Source organism: Metabacillus sp. cB07 (assembly GCF_016839225.1).
In the GTDB taxonomy this organism is placed as follows: domain Bacteria; phylum Bacillota; class Bacilli; order Bacillales; family Bacillaceae; genus Bacillus_P; species Bacillus_P indicus.
Window position 1 is genome coordinate 3207288 of the sequence record NZ_CP069296.1, and the last position, 24909, is coordinate 3232196.

The 24909-nt window shown below is 44.6% G+C and carries 27 protein-coding genes and 1 riboswitch; of the genes, 14 read left to right on the forward strand and 13 right to left on the reverse strand.

Annotation, left to right across the window (positions count from 1 at the left end; genetic code table 11):
* Window positions 1-418: 418 nt before the first annotated feature.
* Together JOJ89_RS16435 and JOJ89_RS16440 are read right to left on the reverse strand one after the other, a co-directional pair.
* A complete protein-coding gene (locus tag JOJ89_RS16435) occupies window positions 419-580 on the reverse strand; it encodes a hypothetical protein (RefSeq protein WP_029278881.1) in 162 nt (53 codons plus the stop codon).
* A gap of 15 nt (window positions 581-595) precedes the next feature.
* The gene (locus JOJ89_RS16440; RefSeq protein WP_029278879.1) at window positions 596-859 is read right to left on the reverse strand and encodes a YtzC family protein; all 264 of its coding nucleotides are present in this window, start codon (window positions 857-859) and stop codon (window positions 596-598) included.
* Window positions 860-1048: 189 nt separating this feature from the next.
* Between JOJ89_RS16440 and mnmL the strand changes: the two genes are divergently transcribed.
* Both mnmL and mnmM read left to right on the forward strand, forming a co-directional pair.
* A complete protein-coding gene (gene mnmL / locus JOJ89_RS16445; RefSeq protein ID WP_203290364.1) occupies window positions 1049-2014 on the forward strand; it encodes a tRNA modification radical SAM protein MnmL/YtqA in 966 nt (321 codons plus the stop codon).
* Entirely contained in the window at window positions 2011-2589 is a 579-nt protein-coding gene (gene mnmM, locus JOJ89_RS16450) for a tRNA 5-(aminomethyl)-2-thiouridylate-methyltransferase MnmM (protein WP_029278875.1), read from the forward strand. The genes mnmL and mnmM overlap by 4 nt, the downstream gene beginning before the upstream one ends.
* 59 nt (window positions 2590-2648) lie before the next feature.
* Here the strand turns inward: mnmM and JOJ89_RS16455 are convergent, their stop codons facing one another.
* A complete protein-coding gene (locus tag JOJ89_RS16455) occupies window positions 2649-3695 on the reverse strand; it encodes a tetraprenyl-beta-curcumene synthase family protein (protein WP_029278873.1) in 1047 nt (348 codons plus the stop codon).
* Between the two features lie 46 nt (window positions 3696-3741).
* Complete coding sequence (locus JOJ89_RS16460) at window positions 3742-4536, reverse strand: alpha/beta hydrolase (protein ID WP_029278870.1); 795 nt, start codon at window positions 4534-4536, stop codon at window positions 3742-3744.
* Between the two features lie 107 nt (window positions 4537-4643).
* On the opposite strand from JOJ89_RS16460, the gene JOJ89_RS16465 reads away from it, so the two are divergent.
* From JOJ89_RS16465 to JOJ89_RS16475, 3 genes are all read left to right on the forward strand, one after another.
* A complete protein-coding gene (locus tag JOJ89_RS16465; protein ID WP_029565869.1) occupies window positions 4644-5165 on the forward strand; it encodes a gamma carbonic anhydrase in 522 nt (173 codons plus the stop codon).
* A gap of 218 nt (window positions 5166-5383) precedes the next feature.
* A complete protein-coding gene (locus JOJ89_RS16470; protein WP_203288469.1) occupies window positions 5384-5950 on the forward strand; it encodes a phosphatase PAP2 family protein in 567 nt (188 codons plus the stop codon).
* A 47-nt stretch (window positions 5951-5997) separates the two neighbouring features.
* Window positions 5998-7140, forward strand: coding sequence for a glycosyltransferase family 4 protein (locus JOJ89_RS16475; RefSeq protein ID WP_203288471.1), 1143 nt, complete (start codon window positions 5998-6000; stop codon window positions 7138-7140).
* 83 nt (window positions 7141-7223) lie between these two features.
* Here the strand turns inward: JOJ89_RS16475 and asnB are convergent, their stop codons facing one another.
* Together asnB and metK are read right to left on the reverse strand one after the other, a co-directional pair.
* Window positions 7224-9107 (reverse strand): asparagine synthase (glutamine-hydrolyzing), encoded by a 1884-nt coding sequence (gene asnB / locus JOJ89_RS16480; protein ID WP_203288474.1) that lies wholly within the window; start codon window positions 9105-9107, stop codon window positions 7224-7226.
* Between the two features lie 800 nt (window positions 9108-9907).
* Window positions 9908-11110: a methionine adenosyltransferase gene (gene metK, locus JOJ89_RS16485; protein ID WP_203288476.1), complete on the reverse strand. Its 1203-nt coding sequence runs from the start codon at window positions 11108-11110 to the stop codon at window positions 9908-9910.
* A 186-nt stretch (window positions 11111-11296) separates the two neighbouring features.
* Window positions 11297-11447: riboswitch (SAM riboswitch) on the reverse strand.
* 305 nt (window positions 11448-11752) lie between these two features.
* On the opposite strand from metK, the gene pckA reads away from it, so the two are divergent.
* The 5 genes from pckA to JOJ89_RS16510 all read left to right on the forward strand — a co-directional run bounded on the left by pckA (window position 11753) and on the right by JOJ89_RS16510 (window position 17019).
* On the forward strand, window positions 11753-13342 hold the full coding sequence (pckA, locus tag JOJ89_RS16490; protein ID WP_203288478.1) for a phosphoenolpyruvate carboxykinase (ATP): 1590 nt from the start codon (window positions 11753-11755) through the stop codon (window positions 13340-13342).
* Window positions 13343-13696: 354 nt separating this feature from the next.
* The gene (locus JOJ89_RS16495; RefSeq protein ID WP_426866873.1) at window positions 13697-14884 is read left to right on the forward strand and encodes a dicarboxylate/amino acid:cation symporter; all 1188 of its coding nucleotides are present in this window, start codon (window positions 13697-13699) and stop codon (window positions 14882-14884) included.
* Window positions 14885-15168: 284 nt separating this feature from the next.
* On the forward strand, window positions 15169-15453 hold the full coding sequence (locus JOJ89_RS16500) for a CD3324 family protein (RefSeq protein WP_203288482.1): 285 nt from the start codon (window positions 15169-15171) through the stop codon (window positions 15451-15453).
* 126 nt (window positions 15454-15579) lie between these two features.
* Window positions 15580-16224, forward strand: a complete 645-nt coding sequence (locus tag JOJ89_RS16505) for a FusB/FusC family EF-G-binding protein (RefSeq protein ID WP_203288484.1) — start codon at window positions 15580-15582, stop codon at window positions 16222-16224.
* A 12-nt stretch (window positions 16225-16236) separates the two neighbouring features.
* On the forward strand, window positions 16237-17019 hold the full coding sequence (locus JOJ89_RS16510; protein ID WP_203288486.1) for an arylamine N-acetyltransferase family protein: 783 nt from the start codon (window positions 16237-16239) through the stop codon (window positions 17017-17019).
* Window positions 17020-17063: 44 nt separating this feature from the next.
* Here JOJ89_RS16510 and JOJ89_RS16515 read toward each other — a convergent pair whose 3' ends face one another.
* Window positions 17064-17306 (reverse strand): DUF2584 domain-containing protein, encoded by a 243-nt coding sequence (locus JOJ89_RS16515; protein ID WP_029278853.1) that lies wholly within the window; start codon window positions 17304-17306, stop codon window positions 17064-17066.
* Window positions 17307-17359: 53 nt separating this feature from the next.
* The gene (locus tag JOJ89_RS16520) at window positions 17360-18142 is read right to left on the reverse strand and encodes an alpha/beta hydrolase family protein (protein ID WP_203288488.1); all 783 of its coding nucleotides are present in this window, start codon (window positions 18140-18142) and stop codon (window positions 17360-17362) included.
* Window positions 18143-18276: 134 nt separating this feature from the next.
* On the opposite strand from JOJ89_RS16520, the gene JOJ89_RS16525 reads away from it, so the two are divergent.
* From JOJ89_RS16525 to JOJ89_RS16540, 4 genes are all read left to right on the forward strand, one after another.
* Window positions 18277-19263 carry an ABC transporter substrate-binding protein gene (locus JOJ89_RS16525; protein WP_203288490.1) on the forward strand — a complete coding sequence of 329 codons (987 nt, stop codon included), beginning with the start codon at window positions 18277-18279 and terminating at the stop codon, window positions 19261-19263.
* A gap of 12 nt (window positions 19264-19275) precedes the next feature.
* A complete protein-coding gene (locus JOJ89_RS16530; protein WP_203288492.1) occupies window positions 19276-20049 on the forward strand; it encodes an ABC transporter ATP-binding protein in 774 nt (257 codons plus the stop codon).
* On the forward strand, window positions 20036-20842 hold the full coding sequence (locus tag JOJ89_RS16535) for an ABC transporter permease (RefSeq protein ID WP_203288494.1): 807 nt from the start codon (window positions 20036-20038) through the stop codon (window positions 20840-20842). Before JOJ89_RS16530 ends, JOJ89_RS16535 begins: the two co-directional genes overlap by 14 nt.
* A 439-nt stretch (window positions 20843-21281) precedes the next feature.
* Window positions 21282-22244, forward strand: coding sequence for a S8 family peptidase (locus JOJ89_RS16540; RefSeq protein ID WP_029278844.1), 963 nt, complete (start codon window positions 21282-21284; stop codon window positions 22242-22244).
* Window positions 22245-22277: 33 nt separating this feature from the next.
* Here JOJ89_RS16540 and JOJ89_RS16545 read toward each other — a convergent pair whose 3' ends face one another.
* From JOJ89_RS16545 to JOJ89_RS16565, 5 genes are all read right to left on the reverse strand, one after another.
* Complete coding sequence (locus tag JOJ89_RS16545) at window positions 22278-22829, reverse strand: hypothetical protein (RefSeq protein ID WP_203288497.1); 552 nt, start codon at window positions 22827-22829, stop codon at window positions 22278-22280.
* Window positions 22830-22931: 102 nt separating this feature from the next.
* A complete protein-coding gene (ytkD, locus tag JOJ89_RS16550) occupies window positions 22932-23402 on the reverse strand; it encodes an RNA deprotection pyrophosphohydrolase (protein WP_029278840.1) in 471 nt (156 codons plus the stop codon).
* 65 nt (window positions 23403-23467) lie between these two features.
* Window positions 23468-23800, reverse strand: a complete 333-nt coding sequence (locus tag JOJ89_RS16555; RefSeq protein WP_029278838.1) for a hypothetical protein — start codon at window positions 23798-23800, stop codon at window positions 23468-23470.
* A gap of 68 nt (window positions 23801-23868) precedes the next feature.
* Window positions 23869-24273 (reverse strand): phage holin family protein, encoded by a 405-nt coding sequence (locus tag JOJ89_RS16560; protein ID WP_029278836.1) that lies wholly within the window; start codon window positions 24271-24273, stop codon window positions 23869-23871.
* Window positions 24274-24399: 126 nt separating this feature from the next.
* A complete protein-coding gene (locus JOJ89_RS16565) occupies window positions 24400-24840 on the reverse strand; it encodes a Dps family protein (protein WP_029278834.1) in 441 nt (146 codons plus the stop codon).
* Between the last annotated feature and the right edge of the window lie 69 nt (window positions 24841-24909).

Sequence of the window (24909 nt, forward strand, 5' to 3'; positions counted from 1 at the left end):
TTCTGAACCACCAACACGCAGATTTCCTTTTTTGATGGCACTTATCTCGGAGTTCTGAACCACCAACACGCAGATTACCTCTTTTGATGGCACTTATCTCGGAGTTCAGATCCATCAACACGCAGATTCCCTCTTTTGATGGCACTTATCTCGGAGTTCAGAACCATCAACACGCACTATCCCTTTTTTGATGGCACTTATCTCGGAGTTCAGAACCACCAACACGCACTATCCCTTTTTTGATGGCACTTATCTCGGAGTTCAGAACCACCAACACGCTGATTTCCTTTTTTGATGGCACTTATCTCAGAGTTCAGATCCATCAAGATGCACAGTTCCTTTTTTGATGGCACCAAACCTCCAGCAGCTTTTAAAAAACACCTAAAAAACCGCTCCCAAACCCGGAAGCGGTCATTCCTTATTCAGGACGCTGTTTCGATTTCACTTTCTGTCCCTGTTTTTCATATTTTTTCTTGGACTCTTTTACCGGATCAAATTCCTGGCCGAATTCGGTGTCGGTATTGTTGATGCCGTTTCTTGTTTTCTGTTCGGGGTTTTGCTGTTTTGAGCGTTTTTTCATACAGACTTCATCCTCCTAGTGATCAAGCAGAATCATTTCATTTTGAAGCTGCTGAAGCTGGATGCGCATTCTGTACAGCTGTTCTTTTTGCTGATCGTTTGCGCTCAGAGACAATGCATTGCACTCATTTACTGCATCTTCAAGCATTTGCTGCGCTTTAGAGTATTCTGTATCGTTGTAATGCTCCTGCTTTCTGCCTTCTGTATACTGGCTTTGGGCGAAATCATACGTATTTGAGCAATTATCGAGACATTCAGTAACAGATTGTCTTGTTGCCATGGCTGCAGACCTCCTATTGTAAAATGAAGCATTGTGCTCCATTACTCATATTGTTTGCCTAGAGCCTGTTCCTTTTACTGAAAAACAATTGGTAAATCCGGCTGTGCATGTTTGTCATAAGAGTCTGCCCCGTGATAAAATGCTCTGATGGCTTGTTGAAAATTTTTTTACAAAAAGGAGGTTTTTCCGCTGAAAGAGAAAAACCCTTTTCTATATGCAGCAGACGATAAAAGGTATCATACGTGGAATTACCACTTGCGGAATCATTTTGGACATAAGGTGTTTAAAGTGGCTCTGGACGGGGGATTTGACTGTCCGAACAGAGACGGGACGGCAGCTTTTGGAGGGTGTACGTTCTGCAGCGCAGCAGGTTCTGGCGATTTTGCCGGAAACCGCAAAGAAGATCTTGTCACGCAATTTTATGAAATTAAAGATAAAATGCACGAAAAGTGGAAAGACGGAAAGTATATGGCTTATTTTCAGGCTTTTACAAATACGCATGCTCCTGTTGAGGTTTTGAGAGAAAAGTTCGAATCTGTTCTTGCTCTTGACGGTGTTGTCGGCCTCTCTATCGCTACACGCCCTGACTGTCTTCCTGATGATGTGGTTGATTATCTGGCAGAATTAAATCAGCGCACGTATCTTTGGGTTGAGCTGGGACTTCAGACCGTTCATGAACGCACGGCGCTGCTTATTAACCGAGCGCATGATTTTGCCTGCTACGCTGAAGGTGTTGAAAAGCTGCGCAAGCATAACATCAGAGTCTGTACACACATTATTAACGGCTTGCCTCTTGAGACGAATAAAATGATGATGGAAACAGCCCGTGCCGCAGCAAACCTTGATGTGCAGGGGATTAAGATCCACCTTCTGCATTTGCTGAAAGGCACGCCAATGGTCAAGCAGTATGAAAAAGGGAAACTTGAATTCCTTACAAAAGAGGATTATGTGTCATTAGTATGTGACCAGCTTGAAATTCTTCCCCCGGAAATGATTGTGCACCGCATAACAGGCGACGGGCCGATTGACCTGATGATCGGGCCGATGTGGAGTGTAAACAAATGGGATGTGCTGAATTCAATCGATGCAGAATTAAAAAGAAGAGAGAGCTACCAAGGGAAATTTTATAAGACAGAAAAGGCAGGACAATTATGACACTCGAACGGGTTCTCACATTTGCAAAAACACTTTTATCCAAAGCCGCAGCAGAAGGCGACATCGCCGTTGACGCTACAATAGGCAATGGGCATGATACAGTTTTCCTCGCAGAGCTTGTTGGAGAATCAGGTCACGTGTACGGCTTTGACATACAGGAAGAAGCAGTCCGCGCCACTTCAGAACGGATTTTACAGGCAGGATACGCTGACAGGGTGACTCTTTTTAAAGAGAGTCACGAAAACCTGGCTGATTTTATCCCTGAAAAATGGCATGGAAAAGCGGCCGGAGCCATATTCAACCTCGGATATCTTCCAGGTGGCGACAAATCGATTGTGACTAGACCGGATTCCACACTGAAGGCTGTTGAGCAGCTGCTTTCCGTCCTGAAAAAAGGCGGAATCATGATTCTTGTCATTTACCATGGCCACGAAGAAGGAAAAGCAGAAAGAGATGCCGTTTTGGACTTTGTGCAAAAGATTCCTCAAAAAGAGGCACATGTCCTTAAATATCAGTTCATGAATCAGAAAAACGACGCTCCTTTTATTGTGGCAATTGAGAAGATGAAGGCATAATCGTGCTGAAAACAGAAAACGGGCCTTGAAACCAGTTGGGTTTCAGGCCCGTTTTTTCATTACGAACTTCTTGCTGACAGCTTTTGAAATGCCCTGTAAGCTCTTCCGTTCCAGTAGAAAAACGATGATGTTTTTCCGCCAAGCTTGATCAGCTGCCTGGCAAGTCTGCCGAGATCTTTTCTGGCTGTAACTTTTTCATCTGAGAGATACACGCCAAGAAGTCCCCGGTGAATCAGTTTATGAAAGTTTTCGTGGGGAATGCCGTTCAAATTGGTTTCTGCCTGAACGACGAAGTGCTGGAGACGGCCCATCATTTCCCGTTCGTCTGAGTAATAATTGCAGAAATTCAGGTCGCCGCCGATTCTGTCTTCTTCCTGGTCAATCAGGTAATCGAGAAGGATATGCAGTCCCTGAACATAGGGGAAGTAGCTGTTTCTGATGCGGGCAGCTTCTGACTTGCTGAAGTCTTTTCTGAAGGCATAGGAGACAAGGCAAAAGATGCCCAATGTAGAGCCTGCACACGCAGAAAATTCATACCACTGCATGTCAGGAAGCTCCTGCCTGTATGTTTCAAACCAAGTTTCAAGCCTTGGTATGCGCTCGTTCACTGTTACGTGCTTATGTACCTGCAGGTCGCAATAGTAGCGGGCAAGTTCAATCAGATAATCCGCAATGAATGGATAGTTATCTAAACCTGACAAAATTCGCTGGCACGTTTTCACGAGCTCATGCAAATATCCGCCGTCATCCTGGTCGGTCCTGTATGCATAGTAATTTTTAAGAGGGGCGCCGACTGTAAGAGCGTCAGTCATCGATTCATGAAGCAACGCAAAGTCTTCCGGATTAAGAGACGTGCTTCTGTCGCAAAGGTTATCGAGATAATCGCTGATTGTCTGATAGGCGACAATAAACTCCACGCAGTCGTGCCTGCAGTCTCCTGACAGGAGCCCGTAGATGCCGCCTCCTTCACAATGAAAGGTCTTCGTGCTGATGCTTGCAAGGGCCTGGGTTCTAAGCTCAGTATTCGGGATCTGTTCCGCTTTTTCTTTCCACGTGTTCAGATGGAAATGAACAGACGGAAAGATGTCTTTATAAATTTTTGCCATAAGCAAAAGCGGGTGCTCAGGAATTGCCTTCAAGAAAATCACCTCTTTATGTTCCTCGCTCTAAATGCGCGCTGACAAACGCCTCAGCGTACTTAAATACTTGATCTCTCTCTGGTTCGTTAAATATTTCATGATAAAAGCCGTCCCATTCCTTATATGCCTTTTCTCTGAGCGGGGCGCGGTTAAACCAGGTTCTGACCAAGGAGTGATCCACTACCTTATCATCTCCGCCCTGCATAACTAAAAGCGGCAGGTCAGGGAATTGCTTCACTTTCGCATGGGCCTGTTCCATTGCCTTGATGAGTTCACGATACCACCTTATAGATACTTTTGTCACATAAAGAGTATCATTTTCATCCGCATCTCTGACTTCCTTATTTCTCGTGGCCAGACTGACGGAAAGACCCGAATTCACTTTTAAAGAAGGCGCCAGGATATTTAAAGGTTTTGAAATAAGTTCCAGTGCTTTATTGGGCTTAAAAATAAGTCCAAGGCATGGAGATGAAAGGATCACACCATTAATGTGCTGATGTTCTTCCTGCAAAGCCCTGATGACGATAAGCCCTCCCATGCTGTGTCCAAGCAGAAACAGCGGAAGGCCAAGCTTTCTCGCTTCTTTTACCCAGATGTTAAACTCTGCAATGTATTCGTCAAAAGATTTTATATGCCCTCTGTTTCTTGTCGAAGTCCCCTGCCCCGGCAAGTCGCCCATAATCACATGATACCCTGCACATTTCCACATTTGGACAAGCCACCTGTATCGTCCATGATGCTCTGCAGCTCCATGAACAATGACAATGACGCCTTTCGGATTCTCATCTTCACATTCCCATTTCCACATAAACTCATTTCACACCTTTCTAAAAGGTTTTTCACGCCTGCTTTAACCCGGTCGTTCTTTGGTATAATATGTTTGCCTAATTATATAACAAAAGGAGTTTGATCCGCATGATTTATCCCTATAAAGACACATATCCGGATATAGCAGATTCTGCTTTTATTGCAGATACAGCAACCGTTTCAGGTGACGTAGTCATCGGCCGGGAGTCAAGCATCTGGTTTGGAACAGTCATCAGGGGAGATGTGTCTCCTGTCAGAATCGGTGACCGAGTAAATGTTCAGGATCTCAGCTGTCTCCATCAAAGCCCGAACGCCCCGCTTGTATTGGAAGATGGCGTAACCGTTGGCCATTGTGTGATTCTGCACAGTTCCATCATCCGTAAACATGCGTTAATCGGGATGGGATCCATTATCCTCGACGGAGCTGAAATTGGAGAAGGCGCCTTTATCGGTGCAGGAAGCCTCGTTCCCCAGGGCAAGAAGATTCCGCCAAATACCCTTGCATTCGGCAGGCCCGCTAAAGTCGTCAGAGAATTAACAGACGAGGACCGCCTGGATATGGAGCGCATCCGCAGGGAGTACGCTGAAAAAGGACAGCTTTATAAAGCGGTGCAGGAAAACCGGGAATAACCCATGCCGTTTTTACATATTAGTTAACACCTGCAAAAAAGGGGTCTATTCGGCTGGGCTGATGACCGCGGAATGGCTCTTGACTGCTGTTCCGCGGTTTTTTTATGGATAAAAAGAATGTAAATTTCTTACTTGAAATCTTTACATTCCATTATTATTCTCTAAATATTTCGCCATTAAAATGGAGGTAAACAGTGTTGTAAAGGAGCATCGGATAGATGACTAAATTTATTGCAAACATGTACGATTTTGAATGCAGATTGTTCCGCAGTGTAAACCGTCATTTTGACCGGAAGTTCATGAATTGCTTTTTCCGGAATATCACCCATACCGGCGGAGCAGCCTTTACCATCTCGCTGTGCCTTCTTCTCCTTTTCATCACATCAGGCCAGCTGCGCCTTGCAGCGGCAGCAAGTGCAGCGGCATTATTGCTCAGCCACCTGCCCGTTGCCTATGTCAAAAAGCGCTACCCGAGAAAACGTCCTTATCTGGCGCTGCTTGAGACAAAGGTGCCGGCGAACCCGCTTGAGGATCATTCGTTTCCATCCGGCCATACAACAGCCATCTTTTCCGTCATCATACCCTTTTTATTCCTCTTTCCTCAAGCTGCCGTTATACTGCTTCCTCTAGGGTTCAGTGTAGGAATTTCGAGGATGTATCTCGGACTTCACTACCCCTCAGATGTCCTGGCAGGATGCATTCTTGGCACGACTGCCGGTATAACCTGCTTTCTTTTCATTCAGAAATACTTTGGAGGGGCATCCTTTTTCCAGCTTCCATTGTAACGTGAAAGAGAACATTGCTGCTGCAGCAGACTCATGGAGGGGTAAAGATGAAAATTGCGATATTCACAGACACATTTGCACCTGATGTAAATGGTGTTGCGAGAACGTTAAAGCGTCTTACCGATTATTTAGAAGAACAGGGCCACGAATACAAAGTTTTTGCGCCGGAAAGCACGAAGGAATCACTTTTTTCCAGCCATATTCACAGATTTGCGAGCTCATCCTTTTTTCTGTATCCGGAATGCAGACTTGCATGGCCCAACATGCTGCAAGTAAAATCAGAACTCATGAAATTCAAACCCGACATCATCCATGTAGCCACTCCTTTTAACATTGGTCTATGCGGACTGCATTATGCCAAAAAATTAAATATCCCCTTAGTCGGTTCATACCATACAGATTTTGACCAGTATTTAGAATTTTACGATCTGCAGATTTTCTCGAAGCTATTATGGAAATATATGCTTTGGTTTCACCGCCCTCTCCAGAAAGTTTTTGTGCCCTCGGAAGAAACGAAACTTCAGGTGCTGCATCAGGGATTTGAGAATGTCCGCATCTGGTCGCGAGGCGTAGATTGTCAGCTTTTTCACCCTAACTACCTTCGGAGGGAAATCATTCAGGAATATCAGATAAAAGAAAAGTTTATTTTGACTTATGTAGGAAGGCTCGCCCCTGAAAAAGATGTGGAGACTTTTATGAAAATCTCCCATCAGCTCCCGCCTCAATTAAAAAACAAGGTTCACTTTCTTGTCGTCGGTGACGGGCCGTCAAAAGAAGAAATGATGAACGGGGCACCTGGCAATATGACCTTTGCAGGCTATGCAAGCGGCGAAAAGCTCGCTAAGATTTACTCAGGCTCAGATCTTTTTGTTTTCCCCTCACCAACCGAAACATTCGGAAACGTTGTGCTGGAAGCACTTGCTGCTGGGACTCCAGTAATCGGAGCAAACTCGGGCGGAGTGAAGAACATCATCCAGCATGGAAAAACAGGCTATCTTTGCGAAACCGGCTCCGTTTCAAGTTTTACCGAAGCCATTGAAACACTTCTCACTAATGATGCTCTGCGTTACCAGATGGGCATGAGCTCCCGTGCATATGCGCTGACACAGACGTGGGATTCTATTTTTGAAGGACTTCTCAATGAGTACAATGAAGTGCTTCATCAGCAGTCCTATATCCGGTACGCTTAATAAAAGGGAGACCGCCATCATGCGTTCTCCCTTTCCTGTGCTGTAATTTTCATTTTATTGCTTATTTCATTCTCCTGCATCATTCAGGAATGGACAAGCTCAAGAGGCCTGAAAGTGTAAACATTTTCGATGAAAACCTGATGCCAGAGAATAAACGTCAATACTGTCCAAATTTTTCTGCTGTAATCTCCTTCGCCCCTTCTGTGCTTTTCAAGCATCCCAAGAGCAAGAGTCTTATCCAGCAGGTAATCCGTCCCGCTTTCCATGAGGAGCGACCTTGCCCACTCATACATTTCATCTTTCAGCCAATCCCTGATCGGGACTGGAAAACCAAGTTTCCGTCTGTGCAGGACATGCGGCGGAACCAAATCACGGACAGCCTTCCGAAGCAGATACTTGGTTTCACTATTTTTCACTTTCCATTCATGCGGAATCTGCGCAGCAGATCTGAAAACTTCTTTATCTAAAAAGGGAACCCTCAATTCAAGAGAATGTGCCATCGTCATTTTATCGGCCTTTACAAGAATGTCCCCTTTCAGCCATGTCATAAGATCGATGTACTGCATTCTTGATACACTGTCAAGCTGGCGCACTTCATCGAACAGGCATTTCGTAATTCCGGTTGGCTTTTCATACTGTTCCATATTTGTCAGCATCATCTTTTTCTCTGATGCTGAAAAAATGTTTGCATTCCCTATGTACCTTTCCTCCAGGAGAGTTGTGCCTCTTTCGATAAAACTCTTTCCCTTCATTCCTTCAGGGAAGATGGCTGACAGCTGTTTGAGCGCTTTCTTGAAGGAATCTGGCATATAGGTAAACACAGATAAATCTCCAGGTTCTTTGTAAATGTTATATCCGGCAAAGAGTTCATCTGCCCCCTCACCCGAGAGAACAACGGTTACCTGCTTTCTGGCTTCTCTTGCAACAAAATAGAGCGGAATAGAAGCAGGATCTGCAACCGGATCATCCATATGCCAGATAATTTTCGGAAGCTCTCTCATAAATTCCTCATGGTCCACATAATAGGAAACGTTCTCTACGCCAATGGCAGCTGCCGTTTCTTTTGCCACGTCGATTTCACTGTAGCCGGACTGCCTGAAGCCGACAGAAAATGTTTTCAGCCCGGGATGATACTTGCGTGCGATGGAAGCAATAATACTGGAATCCACCCCTCCCGACAAAAAAGAACCAACCGGAACATCACTTCTCATATGAAGGTTCACAGAGTCGATGAGCGCCTCCTGAATGTTCCTGATCATTTTTTTCTCATCAGCCTGCCGTTTTGGTTCAAGCATCGGCTTCCAGTAGCGTTCAATCTGAAGGGGCTGTCCAATAGTCTTTGAAAAGACAGATCCGGGCGGCACCTTTTGAATATGCTCCTGTATGGTGCGGGGATCTGGAACATACTGAAATGAAAGATAATGCTGCAGTGATTGGCCGTCAATTACAGGGTCTGAACTGTGTTCTTTTATACTTTTCATCTCTGAAGCAAAAAGGACCGTATGTCCGTCTTCAATATAATAGAGCGGTTTAATTCCAAAATGATCTCTTGCTCCAAAAAGGTGCATGTTTAACCTGTCCCAAATTAAAAAGGAAAACATCCCCCTCAAATAATCAACGACTTCCGCTCCGTATAAGTGATACAGCGCGACAATCACTTCTGTATCTGTTTCCGTTTTTAATGAAGCTCCTTTTGAAAGCAAGTGTTTTCTAAGCTCCACGTAATTATAGATCTCTCCATTAAACACAATGTGGTAGCGGCCGTTTTGATAGGGCATGGGCTGATGACCTCCCTTTGCATCAATGATGCTCAGCCTTCTGAATGCAAAAATCACGTGCTCATCCTCAAACATTCCGCTGTCATCCGGACCCCTGTGCCGTATCATCCTGCCCGCATTTTTTATAAGCTCTCTGTACTCCGTTTTCTTTGATTGACTGTAATCAACAACACCTGCAAAACCGCACATTTTTTTCCCTCCAGCTTCTTGTCTGTCTGTGAAACGACAGAATCTGCCGGAAAGTTGCATAATTTTACAAAAAGACGGACTTTTTTAATTGACGGAAAGCCTTCAGGAGCTTCTTCACCATCTGGCTGGCACGAGTTGTTCCGTTTAGTGCCCTTCAAATGCTGCTCCTCCGACTGAAGGGCACAACCCATCCGTTTTTGTGACCTTCAGCTTCCTCTCCACCGACTGAAGGGCACAACCCATCCGCTTTTGTGACCTTCAGCTTCTTCTTCACCGACTGAAGGGCACGATCCATCCGCTTTTGTGACCTTCAGCTTCTTCTTCACCGACTGAAGGGCACGATCCATCCGCTTTTGTGACCTTCAGCTTCTTCTTCACTATGTGAAGGGCACAATCCATCCGCTTTTGTTACTTTCAGCTCCTTCTTCACTAGGTGAAGGGCACAATCCATCCGCTTTTGTGACCTTCAGCACCTTCTCCACCGACTGAAGGGCACTATCCATCCGCTTTTGTGACCTTCAGCACCTTCTCCACCGACTGAAGGGCACTATCCATCCGCTTTTGTGACCTTCTGCTTCTTCTTCACCGACTGAAGGGCACAATCCATCCGCTTTTGTGACCTTCAGCTTCTTCTTCACCGACTGAAGGGCACAACCCATCCGTTTTTGTGACCTTCTGCTTCTTCTTCACCGACTGAAGGGCACAATTTCCCGCCTTTTAAAAATCAATAAGACACTTTCTTTCCACAAAACAAAAAAAGATGAAACCGGCCAAAAGGCAGATTCCATCTTTTATCGATTTTATCGGTTTAACGCTTGCTCTTTAAGCACTTCAGCTTTGTCCGTTCTTTCCCATGGAAGGTCAAGATCGTTGCGGCCGAAGTGACCGTAAGCAGCCGTTTGTTTGTAAATTGGACGGCGAAGGTTCAGCATGTTGATGATGCCTGCTGGACGAAGGTCGAAGTTCTCGCGGACAACGTCTACCAGCACATCTTCTTTTACTTTACCTGTTTCAAATGTGTCAATTGCAATAGAAACCGGCTGTGCAACACCGATGGCGTAAGCAAGCTGAACTTCACACTTGTCAGCAAGGCCTGCAGCTACAATGTTTTTGGCAACGTAGCGCGCTGCATATGCTGCTGAGCGGTCAACTTTTGTAGGATCCTTGCCTGAGAATGCGCCGCCTCCGTGGCGAGCGTAGCCTCCATAAGTGTCAACGATGATTTTGCGGCCAGTCAGACCAGCATCGCCTTGAGGTCCGCCGATAACAAAGCGTCCAGTCGGATTGATGAAATACTTTGTATCTTCATCAATTAATTCCTTCGGAACAACCGGGTTAATGACATGCTCTTTTACATTGCGCTGAATTTGCTCAAGTGAGATCTCAGGATGATGCTGAGTTGAAATGACAATTGTGTCAATGCGCACAGGCTTGTCATTTTCATCGTATTCAACCGTTACCTGAGTTTTTCCATCCGGACGAAGGTAAGGAAGAATGTCTTCTTTACGCACTTCAGTCAGGCGGCGGGAAAGCTTGTGAGCCAGTGAAATTGGAAGAGGCATAAGCTCTTTCGTTTCATTGTTCGCATATCCGAACATAAGACCCTGGTCACCTGCACCAATTGCATCGATTTGCTCGTCAGTCATTTTTCCTTCGCGGGCTTCAAGCGCCTGGTCAACACCCATGGCGATGTCAGCTGATTGCTCGTCGATGGAAGTAAGTACTGCACAAGTTTCAGCATCGAAACCGTATTTTGCACGAGTGTAGCCAATTTCCTTAACTGTTTCACGGACAATTTTAGGAATGTCTACATAAGTAGAAGTTGTGATTTCACCGGCAACAAGCACAAGACCTGTTGTTACAGATGTTTCGCAGGCTACACGGGCATTTGCATCTTTTTCAAGAATTGCATCGAGAATCGAATCAGAGATCTGGTCGCAGATTTTATCAGGATGACCTTCAGTTACTGACTCTGAAGTAAACAGACGACGTTGTTTAGTCATTAAAGTTTTCCTCCTCAAAAGGTAGATGATACGGAACTCATTCCCTTTCATATTTTGACCATTCGGCAAAATATTTCAGTTGGCATGTTTTAGGAGAATCCACGAGTACATTCAGGCAAAATATCATTAAAAATAAAAAATCCTTTCCCGCGAGGAAAGGTTATTTACTGAATTCGCAGCCTTTCGCTCTTATCGATCAAGGGCTTTCGCCTTGCATCAGGTTAGCACCTTTGCTTTTCAAATTCACTCAGGGCATTCTGATCTGAAATGAATTTTTCCGGTAAAGCAGGTTGCTGGGTTTCACAGGGCCTGTCCCTCCACCAGCTCGGGATAAGAGAATCCGTTCAAGGTCATATGATAGCGCACTTTTCATGCAGGTGTCAACAAAAAATGACAAGGTTTTTATGTTCCTTTTTTTTACTCTCTCTTCTTCTTTTCCACCAAAAGATGCGTACGAAACACTTCTATTATATATGTATCATTTTCATGGAAAACAAAGCTTAATTTGTTCCATTTTGTAATTTTGCACGTAGAATAAGTTAAATAGTATAGACTATTTATTTTAATGTGTTATACTAATTAACAAGAGCAGGATGAAACTATAGATAAAAATCCGAAATATAGGTAAAGGATGGGTATGGGATGAATTCAATCGAAATCACAAACGAGCTTGAAGTATTACTTAATGGGGAAAATGCATTTCATAACTTATCGGTTCCAGTTCTTGTTGAGAAGGTTCTGGAGCGAAAAGAAGGCGTTTTAACATCAACGGGAGCCGTACGTGCGACTACAGGCACATATACAGGCCGTTCACCTAAGGATAAATTCATTGTAAACGAAAAATCCACAGAAGACAAAATTGAATGGGGATCTGTGAACCAGCCATTTTCTGAAGCGGCATTTGAAAAGCTGTACTTAAAAGTTCTCTCATACTTAAAAGACCGCAATGAACTATTTGTTTTTAAAGGATTTGCAGGCGCTGATACGAAATACCGGCTTCCGATTCAGGTTGTAAACGAGTTTGCATGGCACAACTTGTTTGCCCAGCAGCTTTTTATCCAGCCAGGAAGTCCAGATGAGCTTGTTCAGCATACAAATCCATTTACAATCGTTTCTGCACCGAATTTCAAAGCAGACCCTGCTGTTGACGGAACAAATTCCGAAACATTCATTATTGTCTCTTTTGAAAAAAGAACGATTTTAATTGGCGGTACGGAATATGCAGGCGAAATGAAGAAATCGATTTTTTCTGTTATGAACTACCTTCTGCCTGAGAGCGGCATTCTGCCGATGCACTGCTCGGCTAACGTTGGCCAGGAGGGAGATGTCGCCCTTTTCTTCGGACTTTCAGGAACAGGAAAGACAACGCTTTCTGCTGACCCGAAACGAAAACTGATCGGCGATGACGAGCACGGCTGGTCAAATGCGGGTGTTTTTAATATCGAGGGAGGCTGTTATGCCAAGTGCATCAACCTCACAAGAGAAAAAGAACCGCAAATCTTTGATGCGATCCGATTTGGATCTGTTTTGGAAAATGTGGTCCTAGATGACGATACAAGAGCGGCCGATTATGATGATACATTCTTCACTGAAAATACAAGAGCAGCTTACCCGCTTGAAGCAATGGACAATATTGTGATGCCGAGCATTGCCGGACATCCTCATACAATCGTCTTTTTGACAGCTGATGCATTCGGAGTTCTGCCGCCAATCAGCAAACTGACGAAAGAACAGGCAATGTACCATTTCCTTAGCGGCTATACAAGCAAGCTTGCCGGAACAGAGCGCGGCATTACATCACCGCAGGCTACGTTCTCAACATGCTTTGGCTCGCCATTCCTTCCGCTTCCGGCTACCGTTTATGCGGAAATGCTCGGACGCAAAATCGATGAGCACGGTGCCAATGTGTTCCTTGTAAACACGGGATGGACCGGCGGTGAGTACGGTACAGGGCAGCGTATGAAGCTTAAATATACGCGTGCAATGGTACAGTCTGCCCTTGAAGGAGAGCTTGACAGCGTTGAGACAGTAACCGATGCAAACTTCGGCCTGCAAATTCCAATTCATGTACCGGGCGTGCCTGATGAAGTGCTCCAGCCGGTGAAGACATGGGACAGCACGGAAGCCTATAACGCTAAGGCGCAGGAGCTTGCTGGACAATTCAAACAAAACTTCAAAAAGTTCAAGAACGTTTCAGCTGATATTGAAACGCTTGGCGGACCTACAGTCTAAGAACAAAAGCGCAAGCGCCTTGGTCAGATCCGATAGGCAGATAAGAATCCGTCAAAAAAGTCCGGTTTTGACTTTTTTGACGGATTTGTTCTGACAGAGGATCTAGGCGCTGGAGCTGGACGATGATAACTTTGTTATGTTATCCACAGCCTTTTATTCTTTATAATTTCCTGGTTAACAATAAAAAATCTGTGCCCATTACTGCGGCACAGATTTTTTTGTTTCTTCTCCTTCATTTCCATATATTAATAAAATAAAATTCTCTTTTTTTATACAAATTTCAGTCCGCCTGTGCTAAAGTAGTTTCTATAACTCATGTACAAATGTATCTTTCAGGAGGACACATCAATGAAAATCAAGCTCGGATTATTGCCGAAAATTGTACTGGCCATCGCATTAGGTGTCGTGATCGGAAGCATTTCTCCCGAATGGCTGGTAAAAGGCTTTGCTACTTTTAACGGGATTTTCGGCAACTTTATTAATTTTGCCATTCCATTTATTATTATTGGCTTTATTGCTCCAGGTATTGGACAGCTCGGAAAAGGCGCAGGAAAACTGCTCGGGATGACAACAGGCTTTGCCTATCTGTCTACCATTTTTGCAGGTATCCTTGCTTTTGCGGCAGCATCCTTTATCCTGCCTTCATTTATTTCAGAAAATAAACTCGTCCAAACAGATAACCCTGAAGAATTCCTTCAGAAACCATTTTTTGAAATCGGCATGCCGCCTGTGATGGAAGTCATGAGCGCCCTTCTTTTCGCGTTTATCATCGGAATCGGCCTTGCCTCGATTAAAGGGAACACACTGCAGCATGCATTTGAAGATTTCCAGAAGATCGTGGAAAAATTAATTAAAACAGTCATCATTCCGCTTCTTCCGTTTCACATTTTCGGAATCTTTGCCAACATGACATTTGGCGGACAGGTTCAGTCCATTTTGTCTGTTTTTGCAAAAGTCTTTATCCTGATTATTGCCCTGCATCTCACAATGCTTCTGCTGCAATACAGCACGAGCGGATTGCTGACGAAAAACAATCCTTTCAAACTTTTAAAAATCATGTCGCCAGCTTATTTCACAGCGCTTGGAACACAGTCATCTGCAGCGACTATTCCTGTCACGCTTGGTCAAGTGAAGAAAACAGGCGTTCAGGCTAAAGTAGCCGATTTCAGCGTTCCGCTCCTTGCAACAGTTCACCTTTCAGGCAGCACGATTACTCTTGTCTGCTGTGCGATGGGCGTTATGATGATGAACGGCACAGTCCCAACTGCTGAAATGATGATTCCGTTTATCCTTATGCTCGGCATCACAATGGTTGCAGCACCGGGTGTACCTGGCGGAGCGGTCATGGCAGCGATCGGCCTTCTGAAGACGATGCTCGGCTTTGATCCGACGATGGTATCCCTCATGATTGCTCTGTATCTTGCTCAGGACAGTCTTGGAACAGCAACAAATGTAACTGGTGACGGCGCACTTACAATGCTTGTAAACAAGTTCAGCACAAAGAAGTCACAAAAAATAAATGAATCGAAAATAGCTGTATAAAAGAAAAAACGTTTGGCCGCATTTGAAGCCAAACGTTTTTTCTTTTTCCCTGCAGGTTACGTATGATAGTATTGTATAAAAAAGGCAGTTAAGGAGGTGATCACTTTGGCAGACTTATTCCATTTGCCGGATACTGCAGCAACTCATGCAAAGCCCAGTATTAAAAAGGCGATCCTTTGCATGAGGCAAATCACGAGTAAGGCAATTCGTGCCTAACATTTTGCATCGCCATTAATGCCAGGCTTTGCCCTTATTTCTCTATTAAAAATAAGGAGCTGGCAGAAATGAAATATGTTAACGCAAATGAGGTTCTTCCTGACAGACTGATTACAGAAATTCAGCAGTATATACAGGGAGAGTCTATCTATATACCAAGGCCTGAATCCAGCCGCCAAAAATGGGGAAGCTGTTCTGGAAGCAGAAAATGGATTGATGAAAGAAATGACAGCATCCGTACATCCTTCCGCAGCGGCAGCACCATTCAGGAACTTGCCAATGAATATTTTCTTTCCACAGAAACGATAAAAAAAATTGTCTATAAACGAAAACCGGCAGCGGATGATCAATAAGATCATCCCTCTTTTTATGCCGAGTTTCCTTCTATTTGTTTCATCCATTTAAAAAACGGATGAATCTTGCATATAATAATAGAAAGCTGGTTCAGCCGGCTGTTTAGAAGCGGAGTGAATCAAAAAATGGAACCATTTATCCGAAGCGACCAGTACAACCATATAAAGGCACAGGCACAGATTCTTGTGAACGGGCATAGCACGGCTAATGACCGCCATGTCTTAGATGCACTAAAATCACTTGCGGCAGAAAGGGCTACAGCTGTTTTCGAAGAACTTTCTCCTGAGCAGAGAGACCTTATTGCTCCTGTTTCAGATGTTCAAGACACGATGGACATTGATGCATATCTGGCCAGGCTGCGTCCATACACCATTCCGTTCAGGCCATTAACGGAGCAGTCTGTCAAAAAACTTTTCCCAAAAGCAAAAAAATTAAAGCTTCCTTCTTTTGCACAAGAGCTGGAATTAAACGAAGTATCCTATATCGGCTGGCATGACAAAGGTACGGGAAAATACTTTATGATAGCGGAAGCCGGAGAAAAATGGACCGGACTAAGCGGAACCTTCAGCAGCAGTTACCAGAAAGGCATCTGTACAATCTGCAGCAAATTCTCCGAAACAGGACTTTTTACAGTAGAGCTGAAAGGATCAGAGCAGGGAACGTACGTTAAAAAGGGAAACTATATTTGCAAAGATGCCAAAACATGCAATGAGAATCTGACTTCAGTGGACAAACTGCATGACTTTCTTGATTGGATGAAAACCATATAAAGGAGAGATTCCATGGAGCTTAATCAGGCGTTTAGAAACAGACTGGGTTTACCCGCCGGCAGCACCATTTCATTTGAACAGCTTGATGACCTGCTTGAGCGGACGGCCTCAGTTTTTCCTTTTGAAAATTTTCGTGTGCTGACCGGACAGACAAAGCACGTCACTAAAGAAAACCTGACAGAAAAAATGCTGGCCGGGAATGAAGGCGGGCTCTGTTATGAACTAAACCCCCTCCTCTATCATTTTCTTCTGGAAAACCATTTGAACGTAAAATTGGTCAGGGGGATGGTCTATGACCACCATAACAACTGCTTCAGCCGGACAGGAAGAACACATACCGCCATCCTTCTTGACCATGACAGCAGGCAGTATCTTATTGACACAGGATTTGGGGGAAATCTTCCGCTTAAACCTGTCCCTCTGAACGGAGAGGTCATCAGCTCCCGCAATGGAGAGTTCCGCGTGGCTGAGGTTCCGGAGTTTTCAGGAGAATATCTGCTTGAGATGAAGCTTTCAGGCAGAGATACAGATTGGAAAAAAGGATATGTATTTGACTCAAGAGAAATGAAGGAGGCAGAATTAGATGAAATGCAGGATGTTATCTGTCACTCTGAATTCTCCCCTTTTAACAAAAAACCTTTAGCCGTAAAAATATCAGACTGCGGCACGGTCACACTGACCGATACCTCACTCACCCGTACGATAAATGGCCGTGCTGAAAAGACAGCGATACAGCCGGAAGAGTTTGCTCTTTTGGCGAAAACCATTTTTCAGCTGAATGATAAAAGCTGCTGATGTGCTCAGCAGCTTTTTTGTATGCAGACGTCATTTCAGACGCTTTAATTCGTCGACTTCAGCGCGATCAGCTGATACGTCAGGATGGTTTTTGAATCAGCAAGTTCAAGTTTTTTGATCAGAGCCTGTCCGCTGACATCGCCGTCTTTTGTTTTTCTGACCTCAACAGGTATTTCAAGCGGATAAATGCGATAACCCTCTTTTTCAAGCGAAAAAAGATTCTCTTCCAGCCTGCTCTCTCTTCCTTTGGTCACGATCATTGTGTTCAGCTCTAAAGGCATACCCATCCTCATCACTCCTCTTCTTATATAGCTTTATTTTATCATAACCGTTCCCGGTTTTACTGCTTTTTCATCCATGCTGTAAGGTCCTTCACGACTTTTCTGTTTACAGCCGGGGGAAAATAGTGCGTATACTCCTCAAAGTACATCGTTTCTGCTTTTATTCCGAGTTCCAAAAGCCTATTCTCCAATAAATGAGCATGCTGCACGGACACATTCTGATCATGCATCCCGTGGATAATTAAGATTGGCGCATGCCAGTCTTCAAGTTCATAAAGAGGCGTTCTCCAGTGATACCGTTCCGGATATTTGGACGGAGTCCCTCCTATCACCCGCTTCATCATTCTCCTCATGTCTTCTCTTTCTTCGTAGGTCAGCGTCATATCCGATACCCCGCCCCATGTCACAACCGATTTCACATCCCGGTCAAGCAGTCCTGCAAACAGCGCCATGACGCCGCCTCTTGAAAAACCGAACACGTGAATCCGTTCGTTTATCACTTTTGAATGATTTTTCAGCAGCGTTAAAGCATGCAGGGCATCGTATCTGTCTTCTCCCGCGAAATCTTCATTCCCTTCTCCTCCCTGATTCCCCCTGTAGAAAGGAGCCATGACGACAAACCCTTCAGATGCAAACTGCACGATCCGCCCGGGTCTGACTTTGCCGACATTCTTAATGCCGCCGCGCAAATACAGAAAACCATCATATACTCCATCTTGCACAGGTTCTGCGAGCAGTCCCTTCACCTTCAGGCCTTCAGACAGATAGGTGACGATTTCCAGTCTGACAGCGGGACTTGGAGACGGCATCACCTGGCGTTCAACAATCGATCCGTTTTCCATCTTCCCTTCACCTCACAAAACGATAATAGGCATTCACACATTTTCGCTGAATTCATACACTATTTCAGGCGTTACAATACTGAAAACTTATTTTACCTATTTTTAATGGTGTCTGTCACCAAGGAGGATTATGTATGAAAAAAAAGCTGATTGGCTTTTGTCTTCTTGCTCTGCTCGTCTTTACAATGAGCGCGTGCAATCAAAGCAAGCCGGAAAAAATCAGACTCGCTGAAGTCACCCATTCCATTTTCTATGCTCCTCTTTATGCAGCGATGTCTGAAGGATTTTTTGAAGAAGAAGGTCTTGATGTAGAACTGACAACTACGTGGGGCGGTGACAAGACGATGACGGCCCTGCTCTCAGATGGAGCTGATATCGCACTTGTCGGCTCTGAAACATCCATTTATGTTTCAGCACAGGGCTCAAAGGATCCTGTGATCAACTTCGCACAGCTCACGCAGACAGACGGAACCTTCCTTGTTTCACGCGAGAAAATAGACAATTTCAGCTGGGATCAGCTGAAAGGCACAACATTCCTCGGCCAGCGTAAAGGCGGCATGCCTCAGATGGTTGGTGAATTTGTCCTGAAACAGCAGGGAATTGATCCTAAGGCAGATCTGGAACTGATTCAGAATATCGATTTTGCTAATATTCCAAGCGCATTTGCATCAGGCACAGGCGACTTCGTCCAGCTCTTTGAACCGACAGCAAGTATCTTTGAAAAAGAAGGTACCGGACATATTGTGGCATCCTTCGGCGAGGAATCCGGCAAAGTTCCATATACGACCTTTATGGCAAAACAAAGCTTCCTGAAAGACGATAAAGAAGCGGCTGAAAAATTCACAAAAGCGATTTATAAAGCGCAGCAATGGGTGGAAGAAAATAATGCGGAAACAATCGCAAAGTCCATTGCCCCTCAATTTAAAGACACAGATCTCGACCTGATCACGACCGTGGTTGAACGCTATAAAGCTCAAGGATCATTTGCCGCAGACCCGATCCTTGATGAAGCAGAGTGGACGAATCTTCAGGACATCATGGAAGAAGCCGGCGAACTCCCTGCGCGGATTGATCACGCCGAGCTTGTTAATACAAAGTTTGCTGAAGATGCCGCAAAGTAAGGAGGTTTCAGCATGTCTTTCTTAACGGTCCAGCATATCCATCACATCTACTTCACTAAAGAATCCGCAACTCTTGCATTAGAGAACATTGACCTTGAAATTAAAGAAGGAGAATTCATTTCTTTCCTTGGCCCGAGCGGCTGCGGCAAAACCACGCTGCTGTCCATCATAGCAGGACTGATTTCTCCGACAAAAGGAAAGGTGCTGATGGAAGGAAAACCTGTTGACCGGTTCTCCTCATCCATCGGCTATATGCTTCAGCAGGATTATCTTTTTCCCTGGAAGACCATTGAAGAGAATATTCTTCTCGGATTAAAAATTGGAGGAAAGCTGACACCTGAAGCAAGGATTAGAGGGCTTTCCCTCCTTGCAGAAATGGGACTAGAAAATGTGGAGAAAAGCTACCCTCGTCAGCTTTCAGGCGGGATGAGACAGCGGGCTGCACTTGTCAGAACGCTTACAACCGATCCTAAGCTTCTGATGCTTGACGAACCATTTTCGGCTCTTGATTATCAGACAAAGCTTAAATTAGAAGACCTTGTATGGAGCACACTGAAAGATTACGGGAAGACTGCCCTGCTTGTTACCCATGATATCGGGGAAGCCATCGCCATGAGCGACCGCATCTTTCTTCTCTCGTCAAAGCCCGGGAGAGTGGCCAAAACGTTTGACATACCCGAAGAACTAAAGAAGCTGGAGCCATTTCAGGCAAGGCAGCACCCTTCCTTCAATGATCTCTTTCAGCACATATGGAAGGAGCTGGACCTTCTCGATGAAAAAGGATGAACTGCAGCAGCTGCATCTATCATATTTAAAAGGGCTAAAAAAAGAGAAGAACTGGATAAGGTTCTACCAGCTTCTAATATTCGTTTCTTTCTTTTCATTATGGGAGCTTGCGGGAAAAAAAGAATGGATTGATCCCCTTCTCTTCAGCTACCCGTCGAAAATCTGGAGCTTATTTTTAGAAAAAACAGCAGATGGCTCGCTTGCTGCGAACTTGAGCGTCACTTTGTTTGAAACCGTGCTGGGCTTTATTCTCGGCACACTTGCGGGCACCGTACTTGCCGCCATTCTCTGGTGGTCAAAACGATTGTCGAATATCCTTGATCCCTACCTTGTCATCTTAAACGCAATGCCTAAAGTTGCACTTGGACCCATCCTGATCGTAGCACTCGGTCCCGGCTACTTTTCCATCATTGCTATGGGGGCCATCATCTCCATCATTATTACAACCATCGTTGTCTACACCGCATTCAGGGAAATTGATGCCAACTACCTGAAGGTCCTGCAGACATTCGGCGCGAAAAAATGGCAGATGTTCAAGGAAGCCGTTCTTCCCTCTTCCTTCCCAACCATTATCTCGACGTTAAAAGTCAACGTCGGCTTATCCTGGGTAGGTGTCATCGTCGGAGAATTTCTCGTATCCGCAAAAGGACTCGGCTACATGATCATTTACGGCTTTCAGGTCTTTAACTTTACCCTCGTTCTCCTCTCTCTCATCATCATCGCGTGCTTTGCCACGATCATGTATCAGGCGGTAGAGCTGCTTGAGAGAAGGCTTGTGAAAGACAGAGAATAAATGCAGCTGCGCGGGCAGCTGTATTTTTTGTATTTGCGCTGGTGAGATAGTGTTTTTTTCCGGGTTTGATTTTTTTGGTGCCCTCTATTTTGTGCTGGTTGATTTATAGGGCACTATTTTACCTTTTTGGTGCCCTCTATTTTGCGCCGGCTGATTTATAGGGTTCCATTTTACCTTTTTGGTGCCCTCTATTTTGCGCCGGCTGATTTATAGGGCACTATTTTACCTTTTTAACACCCTCTATTCTGCGCCAGATGATTTACAGGGCATCATCCTCGCTTTACCCCCCGCCGCCCCAATCCTGACTCCTATTTTCCTTCTAGTCTATTTGGCATTTGCAAGAGTTATTGGAAAATGATAGAATTTAACAGAAAGTTCTGATTACTCTCTGCTCTTTTGCCGGTTACTAGTTTGCGAGAAACAATTAGGAGGGGTTCTTATGGAAAAATCTGTTCGATTAATCCCGTACCAAGTTGAAGACCAGCTCGTAGATATTCAGCAGATTCCGGAAGGCGTAAATCTGATTCAGGCCCCGTCGATTTGGAGCAAGGGGTTTAAAGGAAAAGACGTAGTCGTTGCAGTGATTGATACCGGATGCGATGCCCAGCATCCCGATCTTGAGGGCAGAGTGATCGGCGGACGCAATTTTACCGATGATGACAACGGCGATCCCGAAAACTTCACTGACTACAACGGACATGGAACTCATGTTGCCGGAACAATTGCGGCGGTTAACCCTGATTCGGGCGTTGTCGGCGTAGCACCTGAGGCTAAATTGCTTATTCTGAAAGCTTTGGGCGGCGAGGAAGGGTCAGGCGCTTATGAATGGATAATCAGCGCAATCGAATATGCCATTTCAGAAAAAGCTGACATCATCTCCATGTCTCTCGGAGGGCCATCTGATGTGCCCGAGCTCCATGAAGTGGTTCAAAAAGCTGTACAAAATCAGATTTTAGTTGTATGTGCAGCAGGCAATGAGGGAGACGGCAACAGTAAAACGTCCGAATTCTCCTATCCCGGCTGCTACAATGAAGTCATCTCAGTAGGAGCTGTAAGCCTGCAGAGAAAGTCATCCTACTTTACAAATTCCAACAATGAAATAGATGCCGTTGCACCAGGTGAAAAGATTGTCTCGACAGTTCCCGGCGGCAAATATGCGATATTCAGCGGCACATCCATGGCGGCACCTCATGTGTCGGGAGCTTTGGCACTGCTGAAGCCTCTCTCTGAAAGCGAGTTTGAACGAAAAATGTCAGAGCCGGAAATTTATGCCCAGCTCATGAAACGGACCATCCCTCTTGGGTTCCCAAAAAGCCTGGAAGGCAACGGGCTCATATATCTGAGCGCACCAGACCTTCTTGCTGATTACTTAAAAAAAGAAGATCTTGCAATCGGCGTATAAAGCTAAAACAAGGCTTCCTCTAATGGGGAAGCCTTATTTGTCATTTATTCCTTTGTAAGGCACTCCATGCATTTTCGCAGCCGCATAAAAATTCGAATGATCGCTGTTGAACCGTTTGTCTCTTAAAAACACAAGTTCATTTCCATCCTTAAAAAACAGCTTCACTTGCCAATTGACAGCTTGATCTTCCGAATCTTCCGTAATAATTTCCTTTACGTCCGACCATTTGTAGCTTGTTTCTGCAAATGTCCATGCATCGCTGTATATGATCTCGTCATAGGTTACGACTTTATAATGATCCGTTCCAAGACCCAGTCCGCTCAGTCCGAGTACAGCAATAGGCAGCGCCGCTTTCCAGAGCTTCTTCTGGTTCAGGTACATTAAAAAACAGGCAAGGGCCAGCACCGCGATTGAGATGCCATACATATAAAGCACAAGTCTCGGTGTTTGGATAATGGCTGTATTCGGGGTATGAAAAAGTACATTATGCACCGTCTGGGGAACGATTAATATCACAAAAAAGCTTGAAACGGCAAGCAGCAAAGCAATGGCAATCCATATGTATCTTGGTTCACTGTGGGTCATATCCATTCTCCTTTCGTGACACACTCCCTTTATATTACTATATTTTCCAAGAGCAAAAGGTATTTTTTCAAAAAAATTCCCGGCTCCTTCTGAACCGGGATGTTACATAAAGCGCTCTAATATTCGTTCCATGCTTTTCAGCAGGACGTCGTCTTTCATAATAAAACTGAATCTGCGGTTTCTTCCAATGTCTGTCGGCAGCGTTTCAAAAAGAATAGGGCCTTCTGTTTCAAGGTAGTCAGCTTGCGGGATGATTTCGTCGATTTCTGCATAATAAATGTTTTTAATGATTGTCTTTTCTTTTCCAAGCACTTTATATTGCCCGACGTAATGCAGCTTTGAGACACTTGCTCCCGTTTCTTCTTTTACCTCTCTTAGAGCGGCATCTGAGGGGTTTTCGCCCTTTTCAACTTTGCCTCCGGGAAATTCATAGCCGCGGTCCCTGTGGATCGTTAGCAGCCAGCGGTTTCCATACCGGCAAATCACCCAGACGTGTTTCGGTTTTTCTGAAAATGGATGTTCTTCAAACGATAAATGCACTTCATTGTGATAATAATCTTTAAATCGAAACATTTCCAATCCCTCAATTTCTATGTGTCCATAAAAATCTTATCACAATGAATGAAATTGTATAAGACCTATTGTTGTTCTTCAATCTTTTTTAATATCCCCTGAGACTTGATATGATCCTTTGCCTCTTCGTCTCCGAGTTCATAAATCATTTCAAAAATCTTTATGTTGGTCTGGTCAATTGCATCGTTCTGCCTGTCATAATGATATTCAAGGTATGGCACATGCGCCCTGAAAAACCCCTGCCAGTCAGAAGAATACACTTGGTCAAAATATTCTCTGAGCGACGTAATTTCTTCTTCAGTCGCTTCTATTTTATAGTCCCACGGAGCTTGCGTGCTGAGTCTTGATATTTCTCCGTTTGCCACCGTTACATAATACGTTTGTTTTGTATCAGGCATTTGTTAAAGCCACCCCTTTACTTGTCCATTTTTTATTTTTTTCCCAACAGCGGACAATTTATTCGGGGCTACCTTTTAAGCAGCTGTTCAATAAACTCGAGAATCCGTATAAGAAACTGCGGTACAGGAAGCTTAACGTAATGGGCATTGCGAAGGATTCTGAGAGCTTCAAACACGATATAGAAACAGATCGTGCCGTCCCGGAGAAGATAGCTTGTGTTAAGAATGAGATCAATGAGGTTGGCGACAGCAACGACTGCTATGATGATGACTTTTGCTCCAAATCTGGAGGCTGCGTTTTTCAGAAGGTTCCCATTGCTGTTTATGACACCGGCCAGCAGAAAGGTAATCAGTTCCAAGGCCATCAGTGCAAGCAGGATCAGAAAAATTTCATGCAGTTCTCCAATAATAAAAGTCAAAACCGAAAAGTAGACAGAAGTCAGCATTAGCAGGCCCATTTCTGGACGAGACATTTTTTTGCCATCCTTTCATGGAAAATAAAATCCCTATATCTTATGCTTATTTCATCTACTTGTTCTAGCATATACCCTATCAGAAGAAAAATGGACTGCACGAAAAAAGACTGCCATCCGGCAGCCTTATTTTCCCAAGAATGATTTTAGCATCCAGTTATGCTTTTCAAGACTCTGATGAATTGCAAGGAGCATATCTCCTGTCGTTTCATCTCCTACCTCATCGGCAAGTTCCATGCCTTCTTTCAGCTCTTCCGCCACTTTTGTGAAATCATTGAACGTGGACTGTACCATCTGCTCTGCGGTCTCCTTGCCTTCTGCTTCGCTGATTGTCGACAGCTCCAGACATTCTCTGAGCGTTGCAACCGGCGCTCCCTCAAGTGCGAGCAGACGCTCTGCAAGTTCGTCAATGTGGACGTGTGCTTCATTGTAGAGCTCTTCAAACTTTTCATGAAGGGTGAAGAAGTTCTGGCCCTTTACATACCAGTGATAGTTATGTAATTTCTCATAAAGGACAGTCCAGTTTGCCACTTGTTTGTTAACGGTTTGAATTAGTTTTTCAGACATATGAATCTCCTCCTTAAATCTACTCTTACGTTACCCAGAATCACAAAAAATAAAACAAAATAGGCATGA